This window comes from Halomonas sp. H5, from assembly GCF_050613175.1.
GTDB lineage: Bacteria > Pseudomonadota > Gammaproteobacteria > Pseudomonadales > Halomonadaceae > Bisbaumannia > Bisbaumannia salifodinae.
In genome coordinates this window covers 793,673-815,566 of sequence record NZ_CP192510.1, presented here as the reverse complement: position 1 = coordinate 815,566, position 21,894 = coordinate 793,673, and the positions used below count along the sequence as shown (strand labels likewise).

Genomic DNA, 21,894 nt, shown 5'->3' with positions numbered 1-21,894 from the left:
GAGGTCTTGCAGACGGCGAGCGGCAGCCACAACACGACTACTTCGGGCCACGGCCCTCCACGGTCACCCGGCCAATGTGGTTGGTGGCGCTCTGGTGAATCAGCAGCGCTTCTCCATCGAGGGTGAGGCGCATATGGCGCAGGATTCCGGCATAAACCGGTCCCGAAGGGATCGGCCAGCTCTGGAAGGTCTCAGCGTCAGGATCGAAGCGCACCAGCATGTCCGGCCGCACGCCGCTTTCGTTGTACCAGACCGCCCCGTCGAACACGGCGATCGCGTAGGGGTGGGAGTTCGCGCCGCTGGGCGAGTCCCATTCCTGAATATCGCCGGTGTCGGGATCGTAGCGACCCAGCCGGCCCAGCCCGGAATTGACCCACCAGATGATGCCGTCTTCGTCGATATCGAGCCGGCGCACCCTGGTGCCGGCCTCGGGCAGGGGGATCTCGCTCACCGCCATCGATTCGGGGTCGACGCGCAGCAGACAGTTCGCCCCATTGCAGGCGACCCAGACCGTGCCATCCGAGGCGACCTTCACGCCATAGGGACGCGAGCCCTGACGCGGGCTGGTGACCAGCCGCACCTCTCCGGTCGCCGGGTCCAGCCGGCCGATCATGTTGCTCTGCTGCAGGCTGAACCACAGGATACCGTTTGCCGCAAACTCGGCGGTGTGCGGGTCGCGTGCGGCCTCGTCGGGCATGGGATATTCGGTAATCTCGCCCGTTTGCGGCTCGAATCGGCCCAGGGTGGCGTTGCGGTTGCCGGTGTACCAGGCCGCGCCGTCGGGGCCGATATTGACCGAGTGGGGCCGCGCCCCCGAGGGCAAGGCGAACTCCTCCATCTCGCCGGTCTCGGGGTCGATCCGGCCGAGGATGTCCCCCCACTGCCCTACCCACCAGATACTGCCGTCCGGTGCTTCGACCGGATCGCGCGAGCGCTGCCCCGGCGTGGGCACCCTCCATGCTTCGAAGCGGATGCTCAGCGGGCCATCGACCGGCGTCGCGGCCCGGTTCTCGCTGGGCGGGAAGTGCTCGGCCAGATAGTCGAGGATGTCATCCTGCCTCGTCGAATCGCCCGACAAGTCGACCATCGTGGAGACGAGGTACTCCCAGTCATCCCGGGAGTATCCCGAGCTGCGCTCGATCAGGTTCACCCCATGGCAGGCAGCGCAGACGGCTTCGACCGTTTCCCGGCCCTCACCGTCCGGCAGCGCGAGGGCGGCGGAGGCCTGGCAGAGTGCCGTTGTAAGGAAAACGGGCCCCAGCATGATGCGGGACATTTGGCGAGGCATGTCGTGGTCCACGGCGGTGGCAGGGTCATCTGAGCGTAGCCAAGAACCTGGAAATCGTGGGGACAGAATCGGCAAGCCGAGGACAGACCTTCATGGCAGTGCCCCCTCTCATAAAATTCTCTAGATCGCATTGGTCCAGGGCGTCACGCCGGGCGGCAACTCCCCCGCCTCGATGACCAGGACGGCGGAGGCCTCGGCGTCATACGCAGGCAGTGAGCTGTCGGCGAAGAGGTGCTGATCGCCGGGGTAGAGGAACAGCGGCGCCTCCTCGGTGGCTTCGACGAGCGCCCGAGCGGCGAGCCCGTCGGCAAGTTTCCTACTGCGGGACCAGCTCCACCCGCCGGTTCCTGGCCCGGCCCTCATTCGTGGCATTGCTCGCCACCGGCGCGGTGAAGCCCACGCCCCAGGGCTTGAGCCGGTCCCGCGCCACACCGTATTCGGTCGCCAGGGCCTCGACCACCGCCGCAGCGCGGCGCTGTGACAGGTCGATGTTGTAGTCGAATCCTCCCTGGTTGTCGGTGTGGCCGACCACGAGCAGCCTCAGGTCGGATTGCGTCGACAACAACTCGCCGACCTCGTCCAGGGCGGGCCTGGACTCGGCCTGGATCCGGGCGCTGTCGGTGTCGAAGTAAATACCGTAGAGGGCGACCCTGCCTTCCGCGGCGATCTGCTCGGCCATCTCGTCGGCCTCGACCACGACGACCTCGGTCTCACGCGGCTCCTGCTCGATCACGTCCACCTGGGTGTAGACGCGGTTATTGCGCTCACCGCCGACGCTGTAGGCCTTCACCGTGTAGATCGCGACATGGACATCGCCCTCGGGACCGGCCTTGCGGGCGGCGACGTAACGCTGCCCCTCGTGGTTCTCGCTGAAGGTAAGGTCGTAAGGCACCACCGCATGGTTGAAGGCGCGGCCGCCACAAGCGGCGGCGTCGCATTCAAACAGGATCTCGAAGTCGTTTGCGGTCAGCGCCTCCCGATAGGCGCGCATCACCTCCAGGGTACTGCGCTCCCTCGGCGACTCGTAGGTGATGCGGGTGACCCGGCCTTCCAGGGTGAGGCCGTATTGTGCCTTGGCCGCATCGCCCCACTCGGCCCGGCTGGTGACTTCCTGGGTAAGCAGCAGGTACTCGTCGAACGCCATCGCCTCGTAATCGACAATCCGGGCGTCCTCGAAGCGCCCGACCAGGGGGTGGTCGGAGCCCGTCTCCGAGGCGCCGGCCGCGGTCGCCACCATGACCACGAACAGGAAGCCAAGCAGGAATCGGACATTGCGCATGGTCACCTCCAAGCCGTTGGCGCGGAGAAAAGAAATGAGGGCATTCACTTTCCGATCTTGCCCAGCCACCGTGGACACCCCGTTAAGGTAGTACACCGGGGCGATGTGGCCCATGGCAAGGCAAGACGGTCCATGGCCGACGAGAGGGCCGCATAAATGTAATTAAATGTTACTGATTGTCTCCACTCTGTCCTACAATATAGTGACCAAGTAATAAGCAAGCCGGATGCGCCCTGAGCCGACGCCCGACTCGAGCGACTGGAGGAGGGAAGCCATCATGAACATCGCCATGTTCACCCCGCTCGCCCCCAACTGGCAGCATGTCCATGCCGACTGGTGGCAGGACGATCAAGGCAACCGCATCCATCGTGTCGAGATCGACGACGAGGCACTCTACCACTGCTACTTCGCCGGGTCGCCGCTGCCGTGGAACGCCGTGGCCACGAGCCTGGACGAGGCCATCGCCGTCTTCGACGGGAATACCGCGTGACCACCGAGATCCGTATAGCCATAGCGGAAGGCCAGTAGCGGCCGCCCACGGGGATGGCGAACGGGCCTTGAAATCCTCCCGCCGCCCCCTTGCCAGGCCCCGGCTCCACTATAGTGACAAGGATGGTCGAGGCGTTCCGGGTCGCCCTCTTCTCGGCCGCGAGGGGGCTCGGGTGGTAACGCCGGCGGGCGTCCTGCCCGGTGCGGCCGGCCCGGCAATGCCGGGAGGAGAATTCAATGCGTGCAGTCCTGTGGGGAGGGGTGATCGTAGCAGGCCTAGCGGCGGCACCACTGGTAGCGGCATACCCGTCGTCAGACACAAATACTATCTCGCATGAAGAGGTGGCGGCGCTGATCGAGTCGGCACACGCCGCCACGCTGCGCTTCGAGGATGTCGACGTAGCCCTGGCGGAGGGCTATATCCCGGATCCCTCCGGGGAGTGCGTCACGGCGGCGGCGCATGGCATGCCCGCCGAGCTGGGGGACATGGGCATCCACTATTTGCGGCCCGACCTGCTCGGCCTCACGGTCACCGCGCCACGGGTCGATGGCACCGGCACCCATACCGACTTCATCAACCCCGCCATCCTGCTCTACGAGCCCCAGGAAGACGGCTCCCTGGTGCTGGTCGGGGTCGAGAACCTGGTGTTCCATGCGGCCTGGGAAGCCGCGGGCAACGAGGGTCCGCCGATCCTCGCCGGGCGCGCCTGGGACTATATGGTCGACGACCCGTCCACCCCTGCGGAGGAGGCCCACCACTTCGAGGCCCATTACGATCAGCACCTGTGGTTTCGCGACAACCCCAACGGCAACCTCGAGCCGTTCAATCCGAGGGTGACCTGCGCGCATCACCGGCGCTGAGCCCATGACCGGGAAATCCGGCCTAGTCTCACGGGCGTAGGGAGAACAGGAGACGGGGAAGGAATATGACCGGCGGCGCCGCCGGTCACTGGGGATGGAGCGGGAGTCGAGCTATTTCGCGTGTTCCAGTTTGTCCGCCAGGTCCTGAGCCAAGGCCACCATGGTCAGCGTCGGGTTCCAGGACCCTCCCTGCGGCCAGAGCCCCCCACCCGTGACATACACATTATTGCTGCCCCTGAACCGATAATTCAGGTCCACAGGGGCCGAATCCTCCTCACCAAGGTAGAGAGTGGAGCTTTCGTGAACCAGGGCATCCACCCGCCGCTGCTCCTGGCTCGGTCGTTCGGCACGCCATGTCCCCTGATCCGGGTCGCCATGCCAGTACTCGACTTGAGCAGCCCCCTCCGGAGACAGCGCCTCTTCGAGGATACCGAAAGTGGCATGATCCATTGCCTTCCAGGTCTGATAATCCCGGGAATTCTCCCTGACCTGTAACAGTGAATTAGTGGTGACATTGTTGTCCTGATCATTACCCAGGAACCAGGACTCCGGATTGTTGTAATCCAGCTCGCCCAGCACCGCGCAGACAAACACCACATACCCCTCGGAGGTTTGTAGCTGGGCCTGTGAGGCGGTCGCCACCACATCCGGCATGTAGCGTAATGCCGTGCCCGCGTTCTTCGCCGGGTTCACATCCCACAATGACGACAGCTGGATATGGAATTGCTGTTCATAGCTCTTGTCGGCCACGCCGGCAACGTAACAGGCACTCAATTCCAGGTCGCCGAACTGCCCTTCCGGATCCAGTGACGACCTGGGCACTCGTGCCACGATGGAGCTGATGAAATGCGCGGAAAAACGTTCACCGAGAGACTGGGTCTTCGGGAAAGAGTTGCGCAGCAGGGTGGTGGGCGGCAGGGTGCCCATGGCCAGGATCAGTTTCGCCTCGCCCAGGGGCAGCACACCCCGCGAGGTCTCCAGGGCCGTGGCCTGACGAGAGCCATCGATCTCTTGCTGCTGGATTTTTTCCACGATGCATTCGGTGACGATATCCAACCTGGCACCTTTGCCGGCGGCGTACAGGCGGGCCTGTTTCTCGGCTAGCGCCAGGATATCTCCTGGCGTCGAAAACTTCTGGAAGTCGACGCCGTTGACGTTTTCCGAGGCGGACGCCAAGGGCGCGGCCTGGGTCCGGTAAATGCCCTCGACACTTTCTCCATTTTCCCGCAGCAGGGATTGAATACGCTTCTGCAGGGGGCCATAGACGGGTCGACTCTTGCCGATGACGTTCATCTCTTCCGAGCTGCGCCCCAGATCGATTTGATCGGCCTTCTGGACTCGCAGCAGCTTTTCTGCCGCATCCAGGTTTTTCCGGGCCGCCTCGATGGTGGCTTTCGGCCACCCCTTCAGCTCGTCATCATTCGGCCGAGGGCACCAGGCGCTCCACAGCGTGGAACGGCCGCCGAAGAAAGGCACCATGCCGTGCTGCCAGCGAACCGGACCGTCCTGTCCCAGGGCAGTCGTGGCGGACAGGGTCCAGGGAAAGGTCTCAGAAAGGCCACCCAGGGTGTCCTTGAAGGGCAAGGGGAGATTCTGGAAATGTTCCGGAAGGAAGAATGGGCCGCGTTCGATCAGAAGAATGCGGCTGTGCGGGTTCGACTCCAGGACGCGCTGGGCAAATGCCAGGGCGCAAAAGCCAGTTCCCACCACCACATAGTCATACTGGTTCTTCTCTCTGGCGGCTTTCCACTCGGCATTGGACAAGAAAAAGACATGGTCCATGACCCGTTGTCCGGTGGGGTCCTGCGGCCCGGGGGTCGGGTAACCATATTGCAGATGGGGGCTTGCTGCTGCCGTTCCCATATCGTCGCTCCCTACGCTGATGCTGCTTCCATTTTCCGGGAGTTCCGTCTGGCTCCTTCCCGGCCGTTCCTTCATCCTTATCTCGACCTGCTCGCCAGCATTTGCCCGCCTCCCCGCCAACGGTGGCCCAGGGCTTCACGCCATATCGCAGGATCGCCGAACGAGAAGTACTCGGCATCGCCCGTGAACGGGCAGAAAATCGTGGTCTCGGCGCGGGGAAGGGGCTTCGCTGGCATCGATGGTGTCGCCAGGCAGGGGGTCCCCAACACCCGGCGTCGTACGGGTGCGGGGTAAGGCGGGGTTGGGTGGAAGCCGCTCCATGGTGCCATCCCTTGCGTACTGGCCGTGTCGATTCAGCCTAGCACCGAAGGATGATTTGCCTTATGCCCTGAATCAACGTACCGCCCGGGGCTCGCAACCGCCTGCCCTGGCGGCGGCTTCGGCAGCAGCCTTGCGCCGGCGCTGCCCCAGCGTCTTCAGCCAGCCGTAACCGCTGACCAGGCTGATGCCGGCGATGACCAGCACGGCGCCGACCAGGAAGCCCGGCTCGATGGGCTCGTGGAGCAGCCAGGCGCCGAAGCCGACCCCGAACAGCGGCGTCATAAAGGAGAGCACGCCGATGCGCGAGGCCTGGTAGTGGCGCAGCAGCCAGAACCAGACCAGGAAGCCGCCGAAGGAGACGATCACCGACTGGAAGACGAGGCTCGCCAGGGCCAGGGGCGTGGGGTCGATGGCCAGTTGATCGAGGGCCAGGGCGCCACTCAGCAACAGCACGAAGGCCGCCAGCAGTTGATAGAGCAGGGTCTGCTCGGCCGGCACCCGGGCCAGCCGCGAGGTGCGTATCACCACGGTGGTGGCCCCCCAGGCGGCGCCGGCCAGCAGCGCCAGCAGGTCGCCCCACAGCACCGACAGTCCACTCCCCGCCTCGGCCGGGCCCGAGGGCCCCAGGAAGGCGACGGCGATGCCGGCGAAGGCCAGGCCGATGCCGCCCCATTGCAGCCGGGCCATGCGCTCGTCGGGCACCCGAAAGTGCAGCAGCAGCGCCGCGAACACCGGGGCGGTGTAGAGAAAGACCACGGCATGGGAGGCGGAGGTGAGGCGCAGCGCCTCGCCCAGCAACAGGTACTCCAGCGAGAACAGCGCCCCCACCACCAGGCCCGGCTTCCAGTTACCATCGCCGAACATCAGGCGCTGCCGTCGCGCCAGCACATAGCCCCCCACCAGCAGGGCGCCAATGCCGGAACGCAGGGCGATCTGCAATACCGGGGAAATGTCGTCGGCGGTGGCCTTCAGCGCCACCTGCTGCATGCCGAGGGTCAGGCAGAAGACGAGCATCAGCCCGAAGGCCTGGGTATCGAGTGATCGGCGTGTGTCCATGCTCCCCTCCAGGGTTGACTGGGTGTGAGGGGGAGTATGGGGCTGGCGGATCTGCCACATATAGCTAGAATCTGACAAGCGACACGGTTCCCCCGACAAGGGCAGCGCCATGACCCGTCACGCCAAGCATCTTCGCCTTCCGCCGTTCAGCGATAACCTGCCGGCCCCGGTGGTGTTTCGCACCGCCTGCATGCCGGCCGACGCGGCCTACCCCCGCCACCACCATGCCTGGGGCGAGTTCGTCTACTCCTTCAGTGGCGTGATGGAGGTGAAGGTCGGCGAGCGGCGCTACCTCGCACCCTCCCAGTACGGCCTGTGGCTGCCGCCGCGGGTCGAGCACCAGGGGCTGAACCGCTACGAGGCGTGCCACTGCTCGGTCTATATCGCGGCGCCCCTGGCCGAGGCTCTGCCGAGCGCGACCTGTGCGCTGACCCTGAGCCCGCTGATCAAGGCATTGCTCGAGCACCTGCGCCGGCATCCCGTCCAGGCGCCCTACCCCGACGAGGTCACGCGGCTGCTGCGGGTGCTGGTGGATCAGCTGGCCGCGGCGGAGTGCGCCGGCAGCTACCTGCCCACCTCCGAGGATCCCCAACTGAGCCGGGTGCTGGCGATGATCGAGGCCACCCCCGGCGACAACCGTTCCCTGGGCGAGCTGGCCGCGGCGGTCCACGCCACCGAGCGCACCCTGATGCGGCGCGCCCAGCGCGACCTGGGCATGTCGCTGTCGGAGTGGCGGCAGCGCCTGCGGGTGGTCAAGGCGATGCCGCTGCTGGAGTCCGGCGCCAAGGTCGAGAGCATCGCCATGGACCTGGGCTATGCCAGCGCCTCGGCCTTTATCGCCATGTTCCGCCGCCTGACCGGCGAGACGCCCGACGAATACCGCCGGGGCCTGCGGCCGGCGGGTTAGGCACTCAGGCCAGCACCTCGGCGAGGGTGCGCCGGCCGTCGAGCAACACGAACTCGCGGTCGACCAGTTGCCGCGCCTGGACCAGATGCAGCAGGACATGCGCCACGTTGGCCCGGGAGATGGTGTTCTCGCCGCCGGTCTCCTCCAGGGAGGCGGCGACCCGTTGAGTGGCGGGCTCGTCGGTGAGGCGCCCCGGCTTGAGGATAACCTGGGGCAGGCCGGAGGCGCGCAGGTAGGCATCGGCGGCGAACTTGGCGGCCATATAGGGGCGCAGCGCCTCGGGAGCGGCCTGGGGGTCGTCGGCACGCATGGCGCTGACCATCAGGTAGCGCGACAGGCCCCGCTCACGGGCCGCCTCGACGCTGCGGATGGCGCCATAGAGGTCGATCAGCAGGGTCTTGTCGGCGCCGGTGTGGGGGCCGGAGCCGGCGGTGAAGAGCAGTTGGTCGCAGCCATCTAGGGCGTGGGCGAAGTCCCCTTCCAGGTCGGCGATCACCGTGTCGATGCCACGCTCCTCGAACCAGGGCCGCTGCTTTGGTGAGCGCAGCATGGCGCGAATCGGCTCGCCGACCTCCACGGCCAGGGCACAGAACTGGCGGCCGATCTGGCCGTTGGCGCCGATTACCAGGGTCGTCATAGGGCACTCCTTCCTTTCCAGTCGTCGAGATCCCGTTGCGGCTTACGTGATGTCGCGACACCCCGAGGGCCACGTCGAGCCGGCCTGCCCGTGACGATACCAGCCTCTCGCGGGGGTGACGAATATGGGCCCGAGGCGGAGCTGGCGTGAAGGGCTATCCATCAGCTGACGCCGGATAACACAGGTAGCCAGACGTTCTCATAGCCGATGGAAAACGCGACGCCCAGCAGCAGGGCCGCCATCGCCAGGCTAAAGCCCTTGAGCAGCCGCGGGTTGTCGAGACGCTGCCCGACCACGGCGCCCATCAGCGCATAGCTGCCGGGGGCGCCGAAGGCGAGTATCGCCAATCCCAGCGACCAGGGCAGCAAGGCCACGCCCTGGATGCCGGCGGCGGGGAACTGGATGGTGACGATCGGCAGGGTCGCGACCAGCGCCTTGGGGTTGCAGAGCTGCATGATCAGGCCATCGCGAAACTGCAGCACCCGCGGCGCCTGCCGCACGGCACCGGGGTCGATGGTCGAACGGGCGATCTTGATGGCCAGGTAGAGGATATAGCCGCAGCCCAGGGCACCCACCACGGCGAGCAGGTCGCCGCGCACCCAGGCCGCCCCGACCCAGCCGAAGATCAGGAACAGCGTCAGCATGGCCGCGCCCACCCCGACGAAGAAGCCGAGGGAGGTGCGGGCCTGGCCGTTGAGGCCCGCATTCAGGCCGAGCAGGTTCACGGGCCCAGGCGTGTACATGACGCCCAGGGCATAGGCGACGATCTCCAACATGGGGAACACCTCGGATTACTGGGCGATGCTGCGCTGGTACTGGTAGGGCGTCTTGCCGTAGATACGCTTGAAGCGGCGGTTGAAGTGGCTGAGGTCGGTAAAGCCGTAGCGGAAGGCCGCCTCATTGGGCGTGACGCCGGCCTCCAGGGCGTGGCGCGCGGCATTGACCCGGCAACTGAGCACGTACTGGTGCGGCGTGATGCCGAACTGCTGACGGAACAGGCGCAGGAAGTGGTACTTGGAGAGGTGCGCGGCCCGGCTGATCTCGTCCAGCGACGGGTCCGCCTCCAGGTGCGCGAGGATGTACTCCTTGGCACGCAGCAGCAGCGCATCGGGCCGGCTCACCGTGCCGCCGGGCTGGAACTTGCCGGCCCGCTGCACCAGGCGTGTCGCCATACGATGCAGGGCGTGCTCCTGGTCGATACGCGTGCCGACCCGGCGGGTCACCAGTTGCGCCAGCTCCAGGATGGCGCCACGCAACTCGGCATCCGCCATCAGGGTCTCACCGCTGCGGAAGCGGGCGGCCCACTCGCCGCCCGCCGCATCGGCGAACGATGCCTCGAGCTGGGCGGGAGGCACATAGACCATCACATAGCCCAGCCGGCTGTCGTCGCCCGGGTGCCCGTCGTGGGCCTGTTCGGGAGCGAACTGGATGATATTGCCGGGCGGGCTGCGGTGAAACTGCCCGCCGCTGAAGAAGTCCTGCCGCCCGGAAAGGGTGACGCCGAAGGCGTACTCCTCATGGGCATGGCGGTCGTAGCTGAAATCGCTCATCGCCGCCCGGAGCACCGTTAGCTCGGGATTATGCCGGCTCTTGAAATAATCGAACCGGCTGGATTGCTGCGTCATGCCATGCCTCCCAGAACGCCACTCAGGCATAGCTTAGGCCCAAGGCGACACCGCGGGCTTGGACAATATTGCGCAACTGCCCGGCAATCCGCCCAAGGCCCTCGCCGCCTGGGCTCCTGAAAGGTCGGGGCTGGCCCCGACTAGCGTGGTGGAATACGTATTCCGCCCACCCAGCGCTCGCCGGGCGCGTAGTCCAACCAGTGGCGGCCTCCCGCGAGGAGGTCACGGCCCAGCGCGGTCAGGGCGAGGCGACGATGGGGCCAGTCCCGGTGAGGCTCGGTAATCGCCAGCGCCGGCCGGGGCGCCGCGATCAGCGGCTGGAGCAGCCACCAGAACATCAGGTCGCCCAGGTAGGGCAGCGGCTCGTAGTCGCGCATCAGGTAGGCGAACGCCTCGCCGACCGGCAGCGGGCCCCGGTCGCGGACGATCTCCAGGGTGAGTCGCTCGGTCAGGCCGAGGCCGGACGCCGCGTCCGGCAGCTCCTGCAGATGGCGCGCGAGCGCCCTGCCCAGCATCGGCAGGGCCGGCGTGCCGGTGGCGACCAAGGCGTCCAGCGGCTGGGGGCGATCGGCGGTCAGCGCCGCCCAGGCCCGGCTGCCCAGTTCGAGCAGCGGCGTCTCGACGGGGCGGCGCTGCCGCCATAGCCAGGCCAGCAGGTCCGGGGCGAGCTGGCCGATGCCGATAAAACGCTCGACGCCGGGGACGCTCTCTACGGCGATCAGCTCGATCCGTGCCCTGGGCGGAGCCAGATGCAGGCGGTGCAGCAGGTAGGCGAGGATCAACTGGTCGTAGCTGTCGTGCTCGAACCACAGCACCACCCGCTCAAAGCGAGCCAGGTCGTCCAGTGCCGCGTAGCTCCTGCGCAGGCGGGCCAGGGCATCACGCTCGGCCATGCCGGAGACCCCGGCCAGGAAGCGCGAGCGTAGCCGCATCAGTTCCTCGGGGGGCAGGTCGCACAGCGGGCCCAGGCAGAAGGGATCGGAAAACTCCAGGAAGTCGCCGCGGAAGCCGGCGGTGCGCAGGCCGGGTTCGATGTCCGAGCCGCAGCGGATATGCAGGGTGGTCAGCTCCTGGTCGCCGCGCTCGGCGACCAGCCGCCGCGAGGCGTCCAGGGATTCGGTATGGGCCTTGAGCCTGGGCCAACTGGCAAAGCCGCATTCCCGGGCGATCACGAACTGGGCATCGGAGAGTCGCAGCGGCGCCTCGCGGGGCGGGAGTTGGCACAGGATGCGTGCCAGGGCGTCCGGGTCGTCGGCCCGCACCGCCTTGAGCAGTTCCTTGGCGCGCTTGCGCTGCTGCTCGAGATTGAAGCGGCCATGAGACCTGGCATCCGGCCGGGGCAGCGTGGTCATACGAATCCCTCCATATGCCTGCGTCCGCCGGACAGGCCGGGAGTCGTATGGGGAAGTCGATTGAAAGCGATGGGCGCAGCCCTTTCCGCGGACGGGGACGCCTAGACGGCGCGGCCCTTAGCCTCGCCCGAACGCGGGGAGGAGTCAACCGAGGGAGGCGCCGTATCCATGGCCAGGGCACAGCACTGGCGGCCGACCTGGCCACTGGCGCCGATCCCCAGGGTCGTCATAGGGCACTCCTGCCTTTCCAGTCTTCGAGGTCCAGTTGTGGCTGCTCGGTGCGGAAGCGGGCGTAACCCTCGACGCCGCGGGCGTCCTCGAGGATATCGACCCGCAGGCCCTTGCTGCGCAGCAGGCCCTCGTTGCCCGAGGCATTGGTGACGTCGCCCACCACCACCCGGGCGAAGCCGCGCATATGGAGCAGGGTCGCGCAGATATCGCAGGGGCTCAGGGAGGTGAAGAGCGTGGTCTGGCCGAAGTCGAGGCGACCGGCATCGCGGATGGCGGCGGTCTCGCCGTGGTTGTAGGGGTGGTCCTCCTGGACCAGGGTGTTGTGTCCCTTGCCGACGATACGCCGCGTGGCGTTGTCGATGATCACCGCGCCGATGGGGCAGCCGCCCTCGCCACGGCTCTTCTCGGCCAGCAGCACGGCGATGCGCATCAGCTCGGCATCGCTCAGGCGCCGGGCGAAATCATCGTCCATCAGCGCCGGCAGGCTGGCGGTGGGCATATGGGCGATGGCGGCCAGGGCGGCCTCGGTCACCGGCGTGCCGGCGTGCCGGCGTTAAGTAGCGGTTCCATCTCGTCTCCGTTCGATCCGGGGGTTATCGGGGCAAGTCCCCCATCTTAGCGGCATCGGCGACAAAAACGACAACGCCAGCCGGACCCAAAGGCCAGGCTGGCGTCGTTGGTCAAATGCCGGTCAGGCGAAGGCGTTCAGGCACCAGGTAATGGCGGGGATGGCGACGATATCGATCAGCACGGCGCCGCACAGCGGCACGATGATAAAGGCCTTGTGCGACACCACCCGGTAGTGCTCGCACACCGCGCCCATATTGGCCACGGCGTTGGGGGTGGCGCCCATGCCGTGGCCGATAAAGCCGGCGGTAAGCACCGCGGCATCGTAGTTGCGGCCCAGCAGGCGGAACAGCACCACCACGGCCAGGAAGACGATGGCCAGGGTCTGCACCAGCAGGATCAGCAGCAGCGAGCCGCCCATCTCCTGGAGCTGCCAGATCTTGAGATTCATCATCGCCATGGTCAGGAAGACGCCCAGGGCCACGTCGCCCAGGGTGGCGAGGGCATTGTCCGGCATGCTGACCCAGTGGAAGCGATCATTGAGGTTGCGCAGCAGGATGGCAACGAACATGGCGCCCACATAGCTCGGCAGGATGACCCCCAGGTGGGTCGACAGGGCCGCCTTGAACCACACCCCCAGCACCATGATCGGCACCACCACAGCCAGCACCCGCAGCAGGATGCGACCGTCGATGGGCGCCTGGGTGGGGCGTTCCTCGGCTTGCAGTTTCTCGAGATCATGCACGTCCTCGGCCACGACCGGGATCTGCCGACGGTCGATGATCCAGCGGGCGATGGGCGCGCCGATCACCCCACCGACGATCATGCCGAAGGTGGCGGAGGCGATGGCCGCGGTGGTGGCGCCTTGGGCGCCCAGGGCTTCCGCCTCGGGGCCGAAGGCCGCCGCCGCGCCGAAGCCGCCCTCCAGGGAGGTGGCCCCGGCCATCAGGCCGATCAGCGGGTCGAGGCCCAGCAGGCTGGCCATGCCGATGCCCACGCCGTTCTGCATCAACGCCAGCAGCCAGCAGGCCACCAGGTAGATGCCCAGCGCCTTGCCGCCCTTCTTGAGCAGCGCCAGGCTGCCGCCCAGGCCCACGGTGGTGAAGAAGGCGATCATCAGCGGGCTCTGCATCGCCGTATCGAGCTCGAAGGTGACCAGGCCCAGGTCGCGCAGCAGCCAGGCCAGCAGGGCGAAGCCGAAGCCGCCGATCACCGGGGTGGGGACGCAGAAGTGTTCCAGCCAGTTGAGCCGGCGCTTGAGTCCGGCGCCAAACGCGAGCAATAGCAGGGCCAGTGCCGTGGTGGACACGGCATCCAGGGTGAAGTGCATGTCGATGCTCCGTGAGTCGTTGTATGCCGCTCGGGGCGGTCGGGTAGGAGTGGCCGTCGGCGGCCGGTTTGTCGTTGATTAGCGCGCCAGGCGCTCGACCAGGCGAGCCGCCACGCGAGCCGTGCGCGCGTCGATATCCAGGCGCGGATTGAGCTCGGCCACGTCCACCACCGGCAGCGCAATGCGCGGGGCCAGGTGATCGATGATTTCCTCGACCAGGGCCAGCTCGATGCCTCGGGCGGAAGGGGCGCTGACGCCCGGGGCGACCCAGGCCGGCAGAGCGTCCAGGCAGACGGTGAGGTAGAGCCAGTCGACCCGCGCCAGCAGCCGCCCCAGGGCGGCCTTCACCGCAGAGCTGTCCAGCGAGCGACACTGCTCATCGAGGACCCACTCCACCCCCAGCGATTCGGCGCGGGCGAAGAGCGCCGGGGTGTTGCCGCCGCGACTCACCCCCAGGCAGGTGTAATGGAAGTCGATGCCCGCCTCCTGGCACAGCTCGGCGCACTGCCGAAAGGGGGTGCCGGAGCTGGCGCGCTCGGCCTGGCGCAGGTCGAGGTGGGCATCCAGGTTGAGGATGCCCAGGCGCGGCATCGTCGCCTGGCGCTGGGCGTGGGCCAGCAGCCCCGAGAAGCTGGCGAAAGCGATCTCGTGGCCGCCGCCCAGGCCGATGACCCGGTGCCCCTGCTCGAGCAGCCCGGCCACCTGCCCGGCGAAGGCCTGCTGGGCGGTCTCCAGGTCGTCGCCCTGGCAAACCACGTCGCCGGCATCATAGAGCGGTGCCGTCAGGTGATAGGCCTGGTTGGCCAGCTGACGACGCAGCGCCAGAGGTCCCTCGCTGGCCCCCAGCCGGCCCTGGTTGCGGGCCACGCCGGCATCGGAGCAGAGCCCCAGCAGGGCGCGCCCCGGCGCCTCGGCCCGGGAGACGGGACGCATCACCTGGTGCCAACGCCGTGCGTCACCGGTTTCCGCGTGGTCGACCCGGCCCTGCCAGGGCGCCATCAGCGCCGCCTCATCGTCTGCCTGTGTCACTGCAAGAGCTCTCCCAATCGTTGTGCACTGAGTCGCGTCGCCGCGCCGAGGGCCTCGGCCCGATGCCGGGCCCGGGCGCTAGGCGCCATCACGCTGATCACCGCCTTGAGCCGGCCACGACCGTTGAGTACCGGGGCACTGGCGCCCCACACCCCCTGGTCGATCTCGCCCAGGCTGACCGCCACGCCCTTCTGGCGAATAGCCTCGAGGCCACTCAGGGCCTCCTCCCGTTCCGCCTCCGAGCGCAGCATCAGCGCCATCTGGCGCTCCTCCTCGCTCATCCAGGCCAGCAGGGCCCGGGCGCTGGCGCCCTTGAGCAGCGGTTGCACCTGACCCCGGTGGTAGCAGCAGCGCAGCGGCTGGGGGCTATCGATCATCTCCACGCAGAGGGCGTGGTCGCGCACCGCCACCAGCAGCGCCGAGCTCTCCTGGGTGGTCTCGGTCAACTCGGTAAGCACCGGGCGAGCCCAGCGCAGCAGCTCGTTGCGCCGTTCGAAGCCCTGGTGCAGGCGCACCGCCTGGGGCCCCGGCGCATAGGTGCCGCCCTCGCGCTCACTGACCAGGCCCCAGGCCAGAAGCTGGCGCAGGTGGCGATATGCGGTCGAGACCGGCTGGGCGGTCAGCTCGGCCAGCGACTTCACCGTCATCGCTTCCCCTTGATTGGCCAGGCAGCACAGCAGCGCCAGCATGCGGTCGGATGGACCCATCACAGTCACCTCGGATTTTGATAAACGATACGCAGGAAAATCGACAAACGAAAAAATCGTTATCAATTTTTGATAACGCCAGAACATAGACTTTAGTCGCAGAGCAAACCGGCGAGACTGCTACCGCCCGTGCCAGGCTTGGCAGAGCCGCGAGAAACCGCCAGGCTAGGGCGGTTGATGGAAGCGTTGCGGGGGAGCGGCACGCATGGAAGAGCTAAGCCTGAGGTGGCTGGCGGGCCAGGGGGTCAGCCTGGTGGCCCTGGCGCTGTGCGTGATCGCCTTCGCCAGCAAGCGCGACGACAAGCTGTTCGTGCTGCTGCTGTTCGCCAACGTGGCCTTCGCCGCCCAGTTCGCGCTCTTCGCGAGCTGGGTGGCGGCGGGAATCTCGGCGCTGATCGTGGTGCGCATCGCCCTGGTGCGCCGCTTCCCGCGTCACCGGGCGCTGATGGTGGGGATGCTGATTGCCACCCTGGCGGTGGCGGCGCTGACCTGGAGCGGCCCGCGGGACCTGCCGGCCCTGGCGGCGGGTCTGCTGGGCACCTGGGGCATGTTTATGCTGCGCGGCATCGCCATGCGCGTGACCCTGGCGGTGGCGGCCTTCTGCTGGGTGCTCAGCAACCTGCTGGCGGGCTCCATCGGCGGCACCCTGGCCGAATCGCTGATCTTTATCACCAACCTGGTCACCATCCTGCGCCTGAGGCGCGACGCCCGGCCGGTCCTGCCCTGAAGCCGGCCCGCCGCCGCCATGGCGACGGGCCGCGGCGCTTTACTTCATCTCGAAGCCGCGCTCGATCAGGAAGTCGCGCATATGGGCGCGCAGCTTGCTGTCGAACAACGGGGTGAGGTTGCGTGACCAGTTGGAGTCCTTGTTGCCGCCCTTTCGCGCCTGATAGTAGGCATGCATGGTCTCGTCGTAGGCCTCCACCAGCTCGCGGTCATCGCGGTAATAGTCCTCCTTGAGGATCGCCTCCACCGGCAGGCGCGGCTTGATGTCCGGCTGGTGGGCCGGGTAGCCCAGGCACATGCCGAACACCGGATAGACATGCTTGGGCAGGCGCAGCAGGTCGCTGACGGCGGCAGGGTTGTTGCGGATGCCGCCGATATAGCAGATGCCAAGCCCTTCGGATTCCGCGGCAATGGCCACGTTCTGGGCCATCAGCGCCACGTCCACGCTGGCCACCAGCAGCTGCTCGGTCATGCCGCGCACGACCGTGGCGCCGGTGCGCTCGGCGGCCTCGGTGGGGCGCTTCATGTCGGCGCAGAACACCAGGAAGTCGGAGGCGCCGGCCACATAGCCCTGGCCACCGGCCAGCTCGGCGAGCTTCTCGCGGTTCTCGGGCTTGGTCACATGGATCACGCTATAGGCCTGCACATGGCTGGAGGTGGCGGCGCCCTGGCCGGCGCGAATCAGCTCCACCAGCAGCTCGCGGGGAATCTTCTGCTCGGTGAACTTGCGGATCGAGCGGTGGGACTTCAGCAGTTCGATGGTGGGGTTCATGGGACCTCGGGGGTTGGCACCAATGATGGCGACGATTTTAATTACCCTGCTTATTATCCGTTATCACGGCGGCCATTGCATCCCGGAGAAATTGCCGCCACCTCAGGCACCGCCCCACCCGGTCTCCATCCACACTGGGCCATCGCAGGAATAGCGGCTGGCTCTCACCGACATGCCTCGCGCCGCTGCTCGAACTCCTCCATCAGCGTCTGGAACTCGATGGGCCAGTCGCGCATGGCGGTGCTGGCCAGCTCCATGGCCCGCTCCTGCTCCTCGACCGTACGCGCCATCAGGCCATACTGCATGGTGCCGATCACATTCACGACCGACCCCCCAAGCTCGGGAGGCGCATAGGCCATCAGCGTCATGGCTCGGGCAATCACCTCGGTACCATGCTCGCGAAACCTCGCCTCGGTATTGTCGGCATAGGTGGTTTCCCCCGCGAACCTGCCGATGCTTCCCAACAGGCTCGCGCCCTTTTCTCGCAGCAGCAGCTCCCGAGCGTCCAGCCGCTCGATACAGCTCTGCTCCAGGCTATGTCGGGACTGCAGATAACTGCCATGCCAGCCTAGAACAGCCCCGCAAAGGGTCACGACAAGGCCGATGATCGCGATCTTGCCCGCCCCTATCCCTGAATCGGATGCCAAGGCTACCTCCTGTCTGCCTGCTTACATCGTTGCGCTTATCGCCTCTCGGCCAGGGCCCGGGCCAGCTCCGCCCGGTAGGCCTCGGCATGGCGGGCCGGCTCGGCGGGGAAGCGCCCCAGCGCCACGGCCAGGTCGAAGAAGCCCTGGGCCGGCAGCTCGCCGCGGCGACTGACCACCAGGGCGGCGATCATCGGGCGTCCGGCGGCCACGTCCTCGCGCATCAGCGCCTCCAGGGCCAGGGCGACCCGCTGGATGGTGCGCGGCGGCGCGAGGCCCAGGGCCTCCGCCGCCTGCTGGTAGGTCAGCGGCAGCTGCGCTTCGGGCGCGCCGGCAAGCAGCGTCCTGAGGCGGGCGGCGAGGAGACTATCGGTCGATGTCATGGCAGGGCTTCCAGATCGCCCAGGGCACCGCGCACGATGGCTTCACGCTTGGGGATATCGGCCAGGCGGTTGGGGGTGTCGATATTGAGGGCGAAGAACACCGGGCCGCTGGGCCACTCGACCCAGCCCACCCACCAGCCGAGGTCGCCGGACCAGCCGGTCTTGCCGCGCAGGATCCAGTCACGCCCGGCCTCGGTGATCATCAGGTCCTTGACCAGGCGCTGATCGGCCTCGTCGAAGGGCAGCGCCTGGCGGTGGAGGCGTTGCAGGAAGTCGATCTGCGCCTCGGCGGAGATCTCCAGGTGACCGGCCTCCAGCCAGAAATTCTCGAGATCCTCGCCGATCTCGGCATTGCCATAGCCGATCCTCTCCAGATAGCGGCGCTCATTCTCCTCGCCGAGCTCGCGGGCGAACGCCTGGTAGAGCCAGACCGTGGAGTTGCGCAGGGCGGAGCGCAGGTCCTGGTCGGCATCCCAGGCCGGGACGCCGCGCTCGACGCCATCCCAGGGAAAGACCTGAAACTCGTCGGCCACCACCCCGGCATCCAGGGCGAACAGCGTGTGGGGCACCTTGAAGGTGGAGGCCGGCACGAAGCCTTGCCGGGCCCGCTCGGGGGCATGCACCCAGGTGGTGGAGGCGCCTTCCCGCTGGTCCACGACCAGCAGGGTGCCCTGGGCATCCTGGCTCTCGAAGAGTTCGGCCCAGTCGTCGCGGACCTGCCAGGTATCGGCCGCCGCGGCCAGGGGCGTCAGCGCCAGGATCAGGGCTCCGGCCATCAGGGATCTTGGGGTCATCAGTCCATTCCGTTGTCGTCGAAACCGCCATGGGTAGAGAAGTGACCGGGAGATTAGCGGCCCGGAGGATAAACCTTAGCCTCCTACCGCACCCGGGCGAAAGGGCGTAATCTGGTCTTGGTAACCTGAGACTTTCTCACGCACGGAGGCATGAGATGGTGATTCTCGAGCCCTACGTCCGGGACAGCCGCTGGCCGGCTGGCCTGGCGATATTGAGTGTGCTGCTGCTGGGCCTGGCCGCGCTGCTGATGGGCGGGGCGGGGCCGGCCTATCGCCTCGACGCCCTCGACCTGGGCCAGGCCCTTGGCCTGCTGCGCCAGGGGGCCTATGTGGCCATGGCCGCGGCAACGTCGGCGCTGCTGACCCTGGTGGTGGCGGTCTGGTGCCGGCGACTGCGCCCCGCCCTGATCGGCGGCCTGGTGTTGCTGGTGGTGGCCACCCTGTTGGTGGTGCCTGTCCAACACCTGCAGCGCGCCCAGGCAGTACCGCCGATCCACGATATCACCACCGACCTGGAAAACCCGCCCACCTTCATGGCCCTGGCCTCGGCCCGGGAGGCGGCACCCAACGCCGTGGGCTACCCTCGCGCCTTCGCCGATCAGCAACGCCGCGCCTACCCCATGCTGGCCCCGCTGATGCTGGATGCCCCCATGGCCCAGGTCATGCTGACCGCCGAGACCATGATGCGCGAGCGGGGCTGGGAGATCGCCAGGGTCGGCGAAACCACCCTGGAGGCCACCGCCACCACCACCTGGTTCGGCTTCGAGGACGACGTGGTGTTGCGCCTCAGCGAGACCGACACGGGGGTACGGGTGGACATGCGCTCCGCCTCGCGCCTGGGGCGCAGCGACCTGGGCACCAATGCCATCCGCATCCAGGAGTTTCTCGACGCCCTCGAGCGTCAGCTACACAGAAACGGCTAGCGGCTGCCGGATGGCGCCCTGGCCGAACCCTCCGGGAAGCCGTAGAGTAGGCCGCCCATCCTCGAGAGGAGTCTGCCGTGAATCCGCAAGACCTGGAGCGGCTGGTCACCCTGAAGATGCCCTTCGGCAAGTATGCCGGCCGGGTGATCGCCGACCTGCCCGGCCCCTATCTGGCCTGGTTCGCCCGGGAGGGTTTCCCGAAGAGCGAGCTGGGGCGCCTGCTGCAACTGATGCACGAGATCGACCATAACGGCCTGAACGACCTGCTGGCGCCCCTGCGCCGGGGGCACTGAGGCGGATATGCTGCAACTCTCCAATAACGTCTCCCTGGCCGACTGGGAGATCGAGATTACCCAGATCCGCGCCCAGGGCGCCGGCGGCCAGAACGTCAACAAGGTGGCCTCGGCGGTGCACCTGCGTTTCGATATCCCCCGCTCCAGCCTGCCGCCCTTCTACAAGGAACGGCTGATGGCGCTCTCCGACCAGCGCATCAGCAAGGAGGGGGTGATCGTCATCAAGGCCCAGAGCCACCGCACCCTGGAGCTCAACAAGGAGGATGCCCTGCGGCGCCTCAGGGCGCTGATCCTGGAGGCGGTGAAGACCCAGAAGAGCCGCAAGGCCACCCGGCCCACCAGGGGCTCCCAGCGTCGCCGGGTGGACAAGAAGACCCAGAAGGGCAAGACCAAGGCACTGCGCGGCAAGGTCAAGCCATGACCCCCACGCCGCGTCGCGCCTCCCCCTGCATCCGCGCCTGCAGTCTGGACGAGGCGACCCAGTGCTGCAGCGGTTGCCGCCGCAGCCTGGACGAGATCGTACGCTGGGGTGGCATGACCGACGCCGAGAAGGAGGCGGTCTGGCGGCGCCTGGAGTCCGATGCCTCCACCGGTTAGCCCATGGCGATGGCCGGCACCCCGGTGACCCACACATGCAGGTGCATGGCGAAGAGGTAATAGGCGACCAGGCCGATGACCAGGGTCGCCAGGGTCGCCGGCAACCGCGAGGGCGGCGCCGTCAGGCCGGCGGCACGGTCGCGGCGCCGGGCCGCGGCGAAGGCGACGATGGCCCAGGCCAGGAAGGCGCCGAAGAAGACGATATCGCCCAGGCGGCCGTTGGCCAGCAGGTGGGCGAAGGCCCATAGCTTCACCGCCAGCAGCATGGGATGGCCGAGCCGGGCGCGAATGGCATTGCCCGGCACATAGGCCGCCACCAGCAGGATAATGGCGGGGATCATCAACAGCGCTACCCCATGGCGCAGCCCCATGGGCGGGAACCAGACGACGCTGGGATCGAGGCGTGTCTGCCCGAAGCCCCAGATGGCCAGCGCCAGCCCCACCACCGAGACCAGCGAATAGACGCCCTTCCAGGACGGCTCACCGAGGCGAGCGATCTGCTCGCGTCGCCAGTCGTCGGCGACGATGCGCACGGAATGCATGCCGAGGAAGATCACGAGGCCGAGAATCATCACGATCATGGAGAGGCTCCTTGCCGGGTCACGGGGTCGATGGCGGCCCCTGTGTCCGGGGCCGTCCAGCGCCCCAGCATGCCATATCCCCAGTTGTCGCGCCTGCTCCGCGGTCATGGCCTGCCGTGGGATGACGGCCGGATGTCGATCCGAACAGCGTGCGCTCGAGGCTCGAAGTGCCACACTAAGAACCCCATCCCGAGGAGAGCCCCCATGAGCATACATACCGGCCTGTCCGCCGAAGCCGCGGTCATGGAATTACTGGACGACTGGGCGGCGGCGGTGCGCGCCAAGGACATCGCGGCCATTACCGCCCACTATGCCCCCGAGATCGTCGCCTTCGATGCCATCGCCCAGCTGCAGTTCAAGGGACTGGAGGCCTACCGGCAGCACTGGGCGGCCTGCCTGGCACAGTGCCCGGGACCGATGACCTTCGAGCTTCACGAGGAGGTCATCTATGCCGAGGAGCAGGTGGCCTTCTTCCATGCTCTGGTACGCTGTGGTGGCAGTGCCGAGGACGCCGGCTGGCTACGCATGAGCGGCGGGCTAAGGCGCATCGAAGGCCACTGGAAGCTGGTGCATGAGCACCACTCGGCGCCCTTCGACCCCCAGAACGGCCGCGCCCTCTTCGACCTCGCCCCCTGAGTC

General features: G+C 67.3%; 27 protein-coding genes. 9 read left to right on the top strand and 18 right to left on the bottom strand.

Annotated features, from left to right (window positions below):
* Window positions 1-37 precede the first annotated feature (37 nt).
* Together ACQ1W9_RS03820 and ACQ1W9_RS03815 are read right to left on the bottom strand one after the other, a co-directional pair.
* Complete coding sequence (locus tag ACQ1W9_RS03820; RefSeq protein WP_431025397.1) at window positions 38-1,276, bottom strand: virginiamycin B lyase family protein; 1,239 nt, start codon at window positions 1,274-1,276, stop codon at window positions 38-40.
* A 328-nt stretch (window positions 1,277-1,604) separates the two neighbouring features.
* The gene (locus ACQ1W9_RS03815) at window positions 1,605-2,567 is read right to left on the bottom strand and encodes an OmpA family protein (RefSeq protein ID WP_431025396.1); all 963 of its coding nucleotides are present in this window, start codon (window positions 2,565-2,567) and stop codon (window positions 1,605-1,607) included.
* Between the two features lie 277 nt (window positions 2,568-2,844).
* On the opposite strand from ACQ1W9_RS03815, the gene ACQ1W9_RS03810 reads away from it, so the two are divergent.
* Window positions 2,845-3,057 carry a hypothetical protein gene (locus ACQ1W9_RS03810; protein ID WP_431025395.1) on the top strand — a complete coding sequence of 71 codons (213 nt, stop codon included), beginning with the start codon at window positions 2,845-2,847 and terminating at the stop codon, window positions 3,055-3,057.
* Window positions 3,058-3,398: 341 nt separating this feature from the next.
* On the top strand, window positions 3,399-3,917 hold the full coding sequence (locus tag ACQ1W9_RS03805; protein ID WP_431025394.1) for a hypothetical protein: 519 nt from the start codon (window positions 3,399-3,401) through the stop codon (window positions 3,915-3,917).
* A 111-nt stretch (window positions 3,918-4,028) separates the two neighbouring features.
* Here the strand turns inward: ACQ1W9_RS03805 and ACQ1W9_RS03800 are convergent, their stop codons facing one another.
* Together ACQ1W9_RS03800 and ACQ1W9_RS03795 are read right to left on the bottom strand one after the other, a co-directional pair.
* Window positions 4,029-5,855 carry a GMC oxidoreductase gene (locus ACQ1W9_RS03800; RefSeq protein WP_431025393.1) on the bottom strand — a complete coding sequence of 609 codons (1,827 nt, stop codon included), beginning with the start codon at window positions 5,853-5,855 and terminating at the stop codon, window positions 4,029-4,031.
* 318 nt (window positions 5,856-6,173) lie between these two features.
* Complete coding sequence (locus tag ACQ1W9_RS03795) at window positions 6,174-7,157, bottom strand: DMT family transporter (RefSeq protein ID WP_431025392.1); 984 nt, start codon at window positions 7,155-7,157, stop codon at window positions 6,174-6,176.
* Window positions 7,158-7,266: 109 nt separating this feature from the next.
* On the opposite strand from ACQ1W9_RS03795, the gene ACQ1W9_RS03790 reads away from it, so the two are divergent.
* A complete protein-coding gene (locus ACQ1W9_RS03790; RefSeq protein ID WP_431025391.1) occupies window positions 7,267-8,064 on the top strand; it encodes a helix-turn-helix domain-containing protein in 798 nt (265 codons plus the stop codon).
* A 4-nt stretch (window positions 8,065-8,068) separates the two neighbouring features.
* Here ACQ1W9_RS03790 and ACQ1W9_RS03785 read toward each other — a convergent pair whose 3' ends face one another.
* The 9 genes from ACQ1W9_RS03785 to ACQ1W9_RS03745 all read right to left on the bottom strand — a co-directional run bounded on the left by ACQ1W9_RS03785 (window position 8,069) and on the right by ACQ1W9_RS03745 (window position 15,542).
* Entirely contained in the window at window positions 8,069-8,701 is a 633-nt protein-coding gene (locus ACQ1W9_RS03785) for an SDR family oxidoreductase (protein WP_431025390.1), read from the bottom strand.
* Between the two features lie 161 nt (window positions 8,702-8,862).
* Complete coding sequence (locus ACQ1W9_RS03780; protein ID WP_431025389.1) at window positions 8,863-9,477, bottom strand: LysE family translocator; 615 nt, start codon at window positions 9,475-9,477, stop codon at window positions 8,863-8,865.
* A gap of 15 nt (window positions 9,478-9,492) precedes the next feature.
* Window positions 9,493-10,326 carry a helix-turn-helix domain-containing protein gene (locus tag ACQ1W9_RS03775; RefSeq protein WP_431025388.1) on the bottom strand — a complete coding sequence of 278 codons (834 nt, stop codon included), beginning with the start codon at window positions 10,324-10,326 and terminating at the stop codon, window positions 9,493-9,495.
* Window positions 10,327-10,466: 140 nt separating this feature from the next.
* On the bottom strand, window positions 10,467-11,678 hold the full coding sequence (locus ACQ1W9_RS03770) for a DUF1835 domain-containing protein (RefSeq protein ID WP_431025387.1): 1,212 nt from the start codon (window positions 11,676-11,678) through the stop codon (window positions 10,467-10,469).
* A gap of 101 nt (window positions 11,679-11,779) precedes the next feature.
* Entirely contained in the window at window positions 11,780-11,908 is a 129-nt protein-coding gene (locus ACQ1W9_RS03765) for a hypothetical protein (protein ID WP_431025386.1), read from the bottom strand.
* The gene (locus tag ACQ1W9_RS03760; RefSeq protein ID WP_431025385.1) at window positions 11,905-12,441 is read right to left on the bottom strand and encodes a nucleoside deaminase; all 537 of its coding nucleotides are present in this window, start codon (window positions 12,439-12,441) and stop codon (window positions 11,905-11,907) included. Before ACQ1W9_RS03760 ends, ACQ1W9_RS03765 begins: the two co-directional genes overlap by 4 nt.
* Window positions 12,442-12,600: 159 nt before the next feature.
* Window positions 12,601-13,806, bottom strand: a complete 1,206-nt coding sequence (gltS, locus tag ACQ1W9_RS03755; protein WP_431025384.1) for a sodium/glutamate symporter — start codon at window positions 13,804-13,806, stop codon at window positions 12,601-12,603.
* Window positions 13,807-13,884: 78 nt separating this feature from the next.
* Entirely contained in the window at window positions 13,885-14,835 is a 951-nt protein-coding gene (hutG, locus tag ACQ1W9_RS03750) for a formimidoylglutamase (protein ID WP_431025383.1), read from the bottom strand.
* Entirely contained in the window at window positions 14,832-15,542 is a 711-nt protein-coding gene (locus ACQ1W9_RS03745) for an IclR family transcriptional regulator (protein WP_431025382.1), read from the bottom strand. Before ACQ1W9_RS03745 ends, hutG begins: the two co-directional genes overlap by 4 nt.
* Before the next feature lie 205 nt (window positions 15,543-15,747).
* On the opposite strand from ACQ1W9_RS03745, the gene ACQ1W9_RS03740 reads away from it, so the two are divergent.
* On the top strand, window positions 15,748-16,269 hold the full coding sequence (locus tag ACQ1W9_RS03740) for a YgjV family protein (RefSeq protein WP_431025381.1): 522 nt from the start codon (window positions 15,748-15,750) through the stop codon (window positions 16,267-16,269).
* Window positions 16,270-16,308: 39 nt separating this feature from the next.
* Here ACQ1W9_RS03740 and nfsA read toward each other — a convergent pair whose 3' ends face one another.
* From nfsA to blaOXA, 4 genes are all read right to left on the bottom strand, one after another.
* Window positions 16,309-17,040 (bottom strand): oxygen-insensitive NADPH nitroreductase, encoded by a 732-nt coding sequence (gene nfsA / locus ACQ1W9_RS03735; RefSeq protein WP_431025380.1) that lies wholly within the window; start codon window positions 17,038-17,040, stop codon window positions 16,309-16,311.
* A 164-nt stretch (window positions 17,041-17,204) separates the two neighbouring features.
* Window positions 17,205-17,687 (bottom strand): hypothetical protein, encoded by a 483-nt coding sequence (locus tag ACQ1W9_RS03730; RefSeq protein ID WP_431025379.1) that lies wholly within the window; start codon window positions 17,685-17,687, stop codon window positions 17,205-17,207.
* A gap of 35 nt (window positions 17,688-17,722) precedes the next feature.
* Window positions 17,723-18,067, bottom strand: coding sequence for a hypothetical protein (locus tag ACQ1W9_RS03725; protein ID WP_431025378.1), 345 nt, complete (start codon window positions 18,065-18,067; stop codon window positions 17,723-17,725).
* A complete protein-coding gene (blaOXA, locus tag ACQ1W9_RS03720; RefSeq protein ID WP_431025377.1) occupies window positions 18,064-18,861 on the bottom strand; it encodes a class D beta-lactamase in 798 nt (265 codons plus the stop codon). The genes ACQ1W9_RS03725 and blaOXA overlap by 4 nt, the downstream gene beginning before the upstream one ends.
* 155 nt (window positions 18,862-19,016) lie before the next feature.
* Here blaOXA and ACQ1W9_RS03715 point away from each other — a divergent pair, with 155 nt between their 5' ends.
* From ACQ1W9_RS03715 to ACQ1W9_RS03700, 4 genes are all read left to right on the top strand, one after another.
* Window positions 19,017-19,784, top strand: coding sequence for a DUF1499 domain-containing protein (locus ACQ1W9_RS03715; RefSeq protein ID WP_431025376.1), 768 nt, complete (start codon window positions 19,017-19,019; stop codon window positions 19,782-19,784).
* A gap of 77 nt (window positions 19,785-19,861) precedes the next feature.
* Entirely contained in the window at window positions 19,862-20,077 is a 216-nt protein-coding gene (locus ACQ1W9_RS03710; RefSeq protein ID WP_146801484.1) for a DUF3820 family protein, read from the top strand.
* A 7-nt stretch (window positions 20,078-20,084) separates the two neighbouring features.
* Complete coding sequence (arfB, locus tag ACQ1W9_RS03705; RefSeq protein WP_346061539.1) at window positions 20,085-20,498, top strand: alternative ribosome rescue aminoacyl-tRNA hydrolase ArfB; 414 nt, start codon at window positions 20,085-20,087, stop codon at window positions 20,496-20,498.
* On the top strand, window positions 20,495-20,674 hold the full coding sequence (locus ACQ1W9_RS03700; RefSeq protein ID WP_431025375.1) for a DUF1289 domain-containing protein: 180 nt from the start codon (window positions 20,495-20,497) through the stop codon (window positions 20,672-20,674). The genes arfB and ACQ1W9_RS03700 overlap by 4 nt, the downstream gene beginning before the upstream one ends.
* On the opposite strand, the gene ACQ1W9_RS03695 is transcribed toward ACQ1W9_RS03700, so the two are convergent.
* Window positions 20,671-21,255, bottom strand: a complete 585-nt coding sequence (locus ACQ1W9_RS03695) for an NnrU family protein (RefSeq protein ID WP_431025374.1) — start codon at window positions 21,253-21,255, stop codon at window positions 20,671-20,673. The two genes, ACQ1W9_RS03700 and ACQ1W9_RS03695, sit on opposite strands and share 4 nt — an antisense overlap.
* Before the next feature lie 204 nt (window positions 21,256-21,459).
* Here ACQ1W9_RS03695 and ACQ1W9_RS03690 point away from each other — a divergent pair, with 204 nt between their 5' ends.
* Window positions 21,460-21,891, top strand: a complete 432-nt coding sequence (locus ACQ1W9_RS03690) for a YybH family protein (protein ID WP_346061536.1) — start codon at window positions 21,460-21,462, stop codon at window positions 21,889-21,891.
* Window positions 21,892-21,894: the final 3 nt, after the last annotated feature.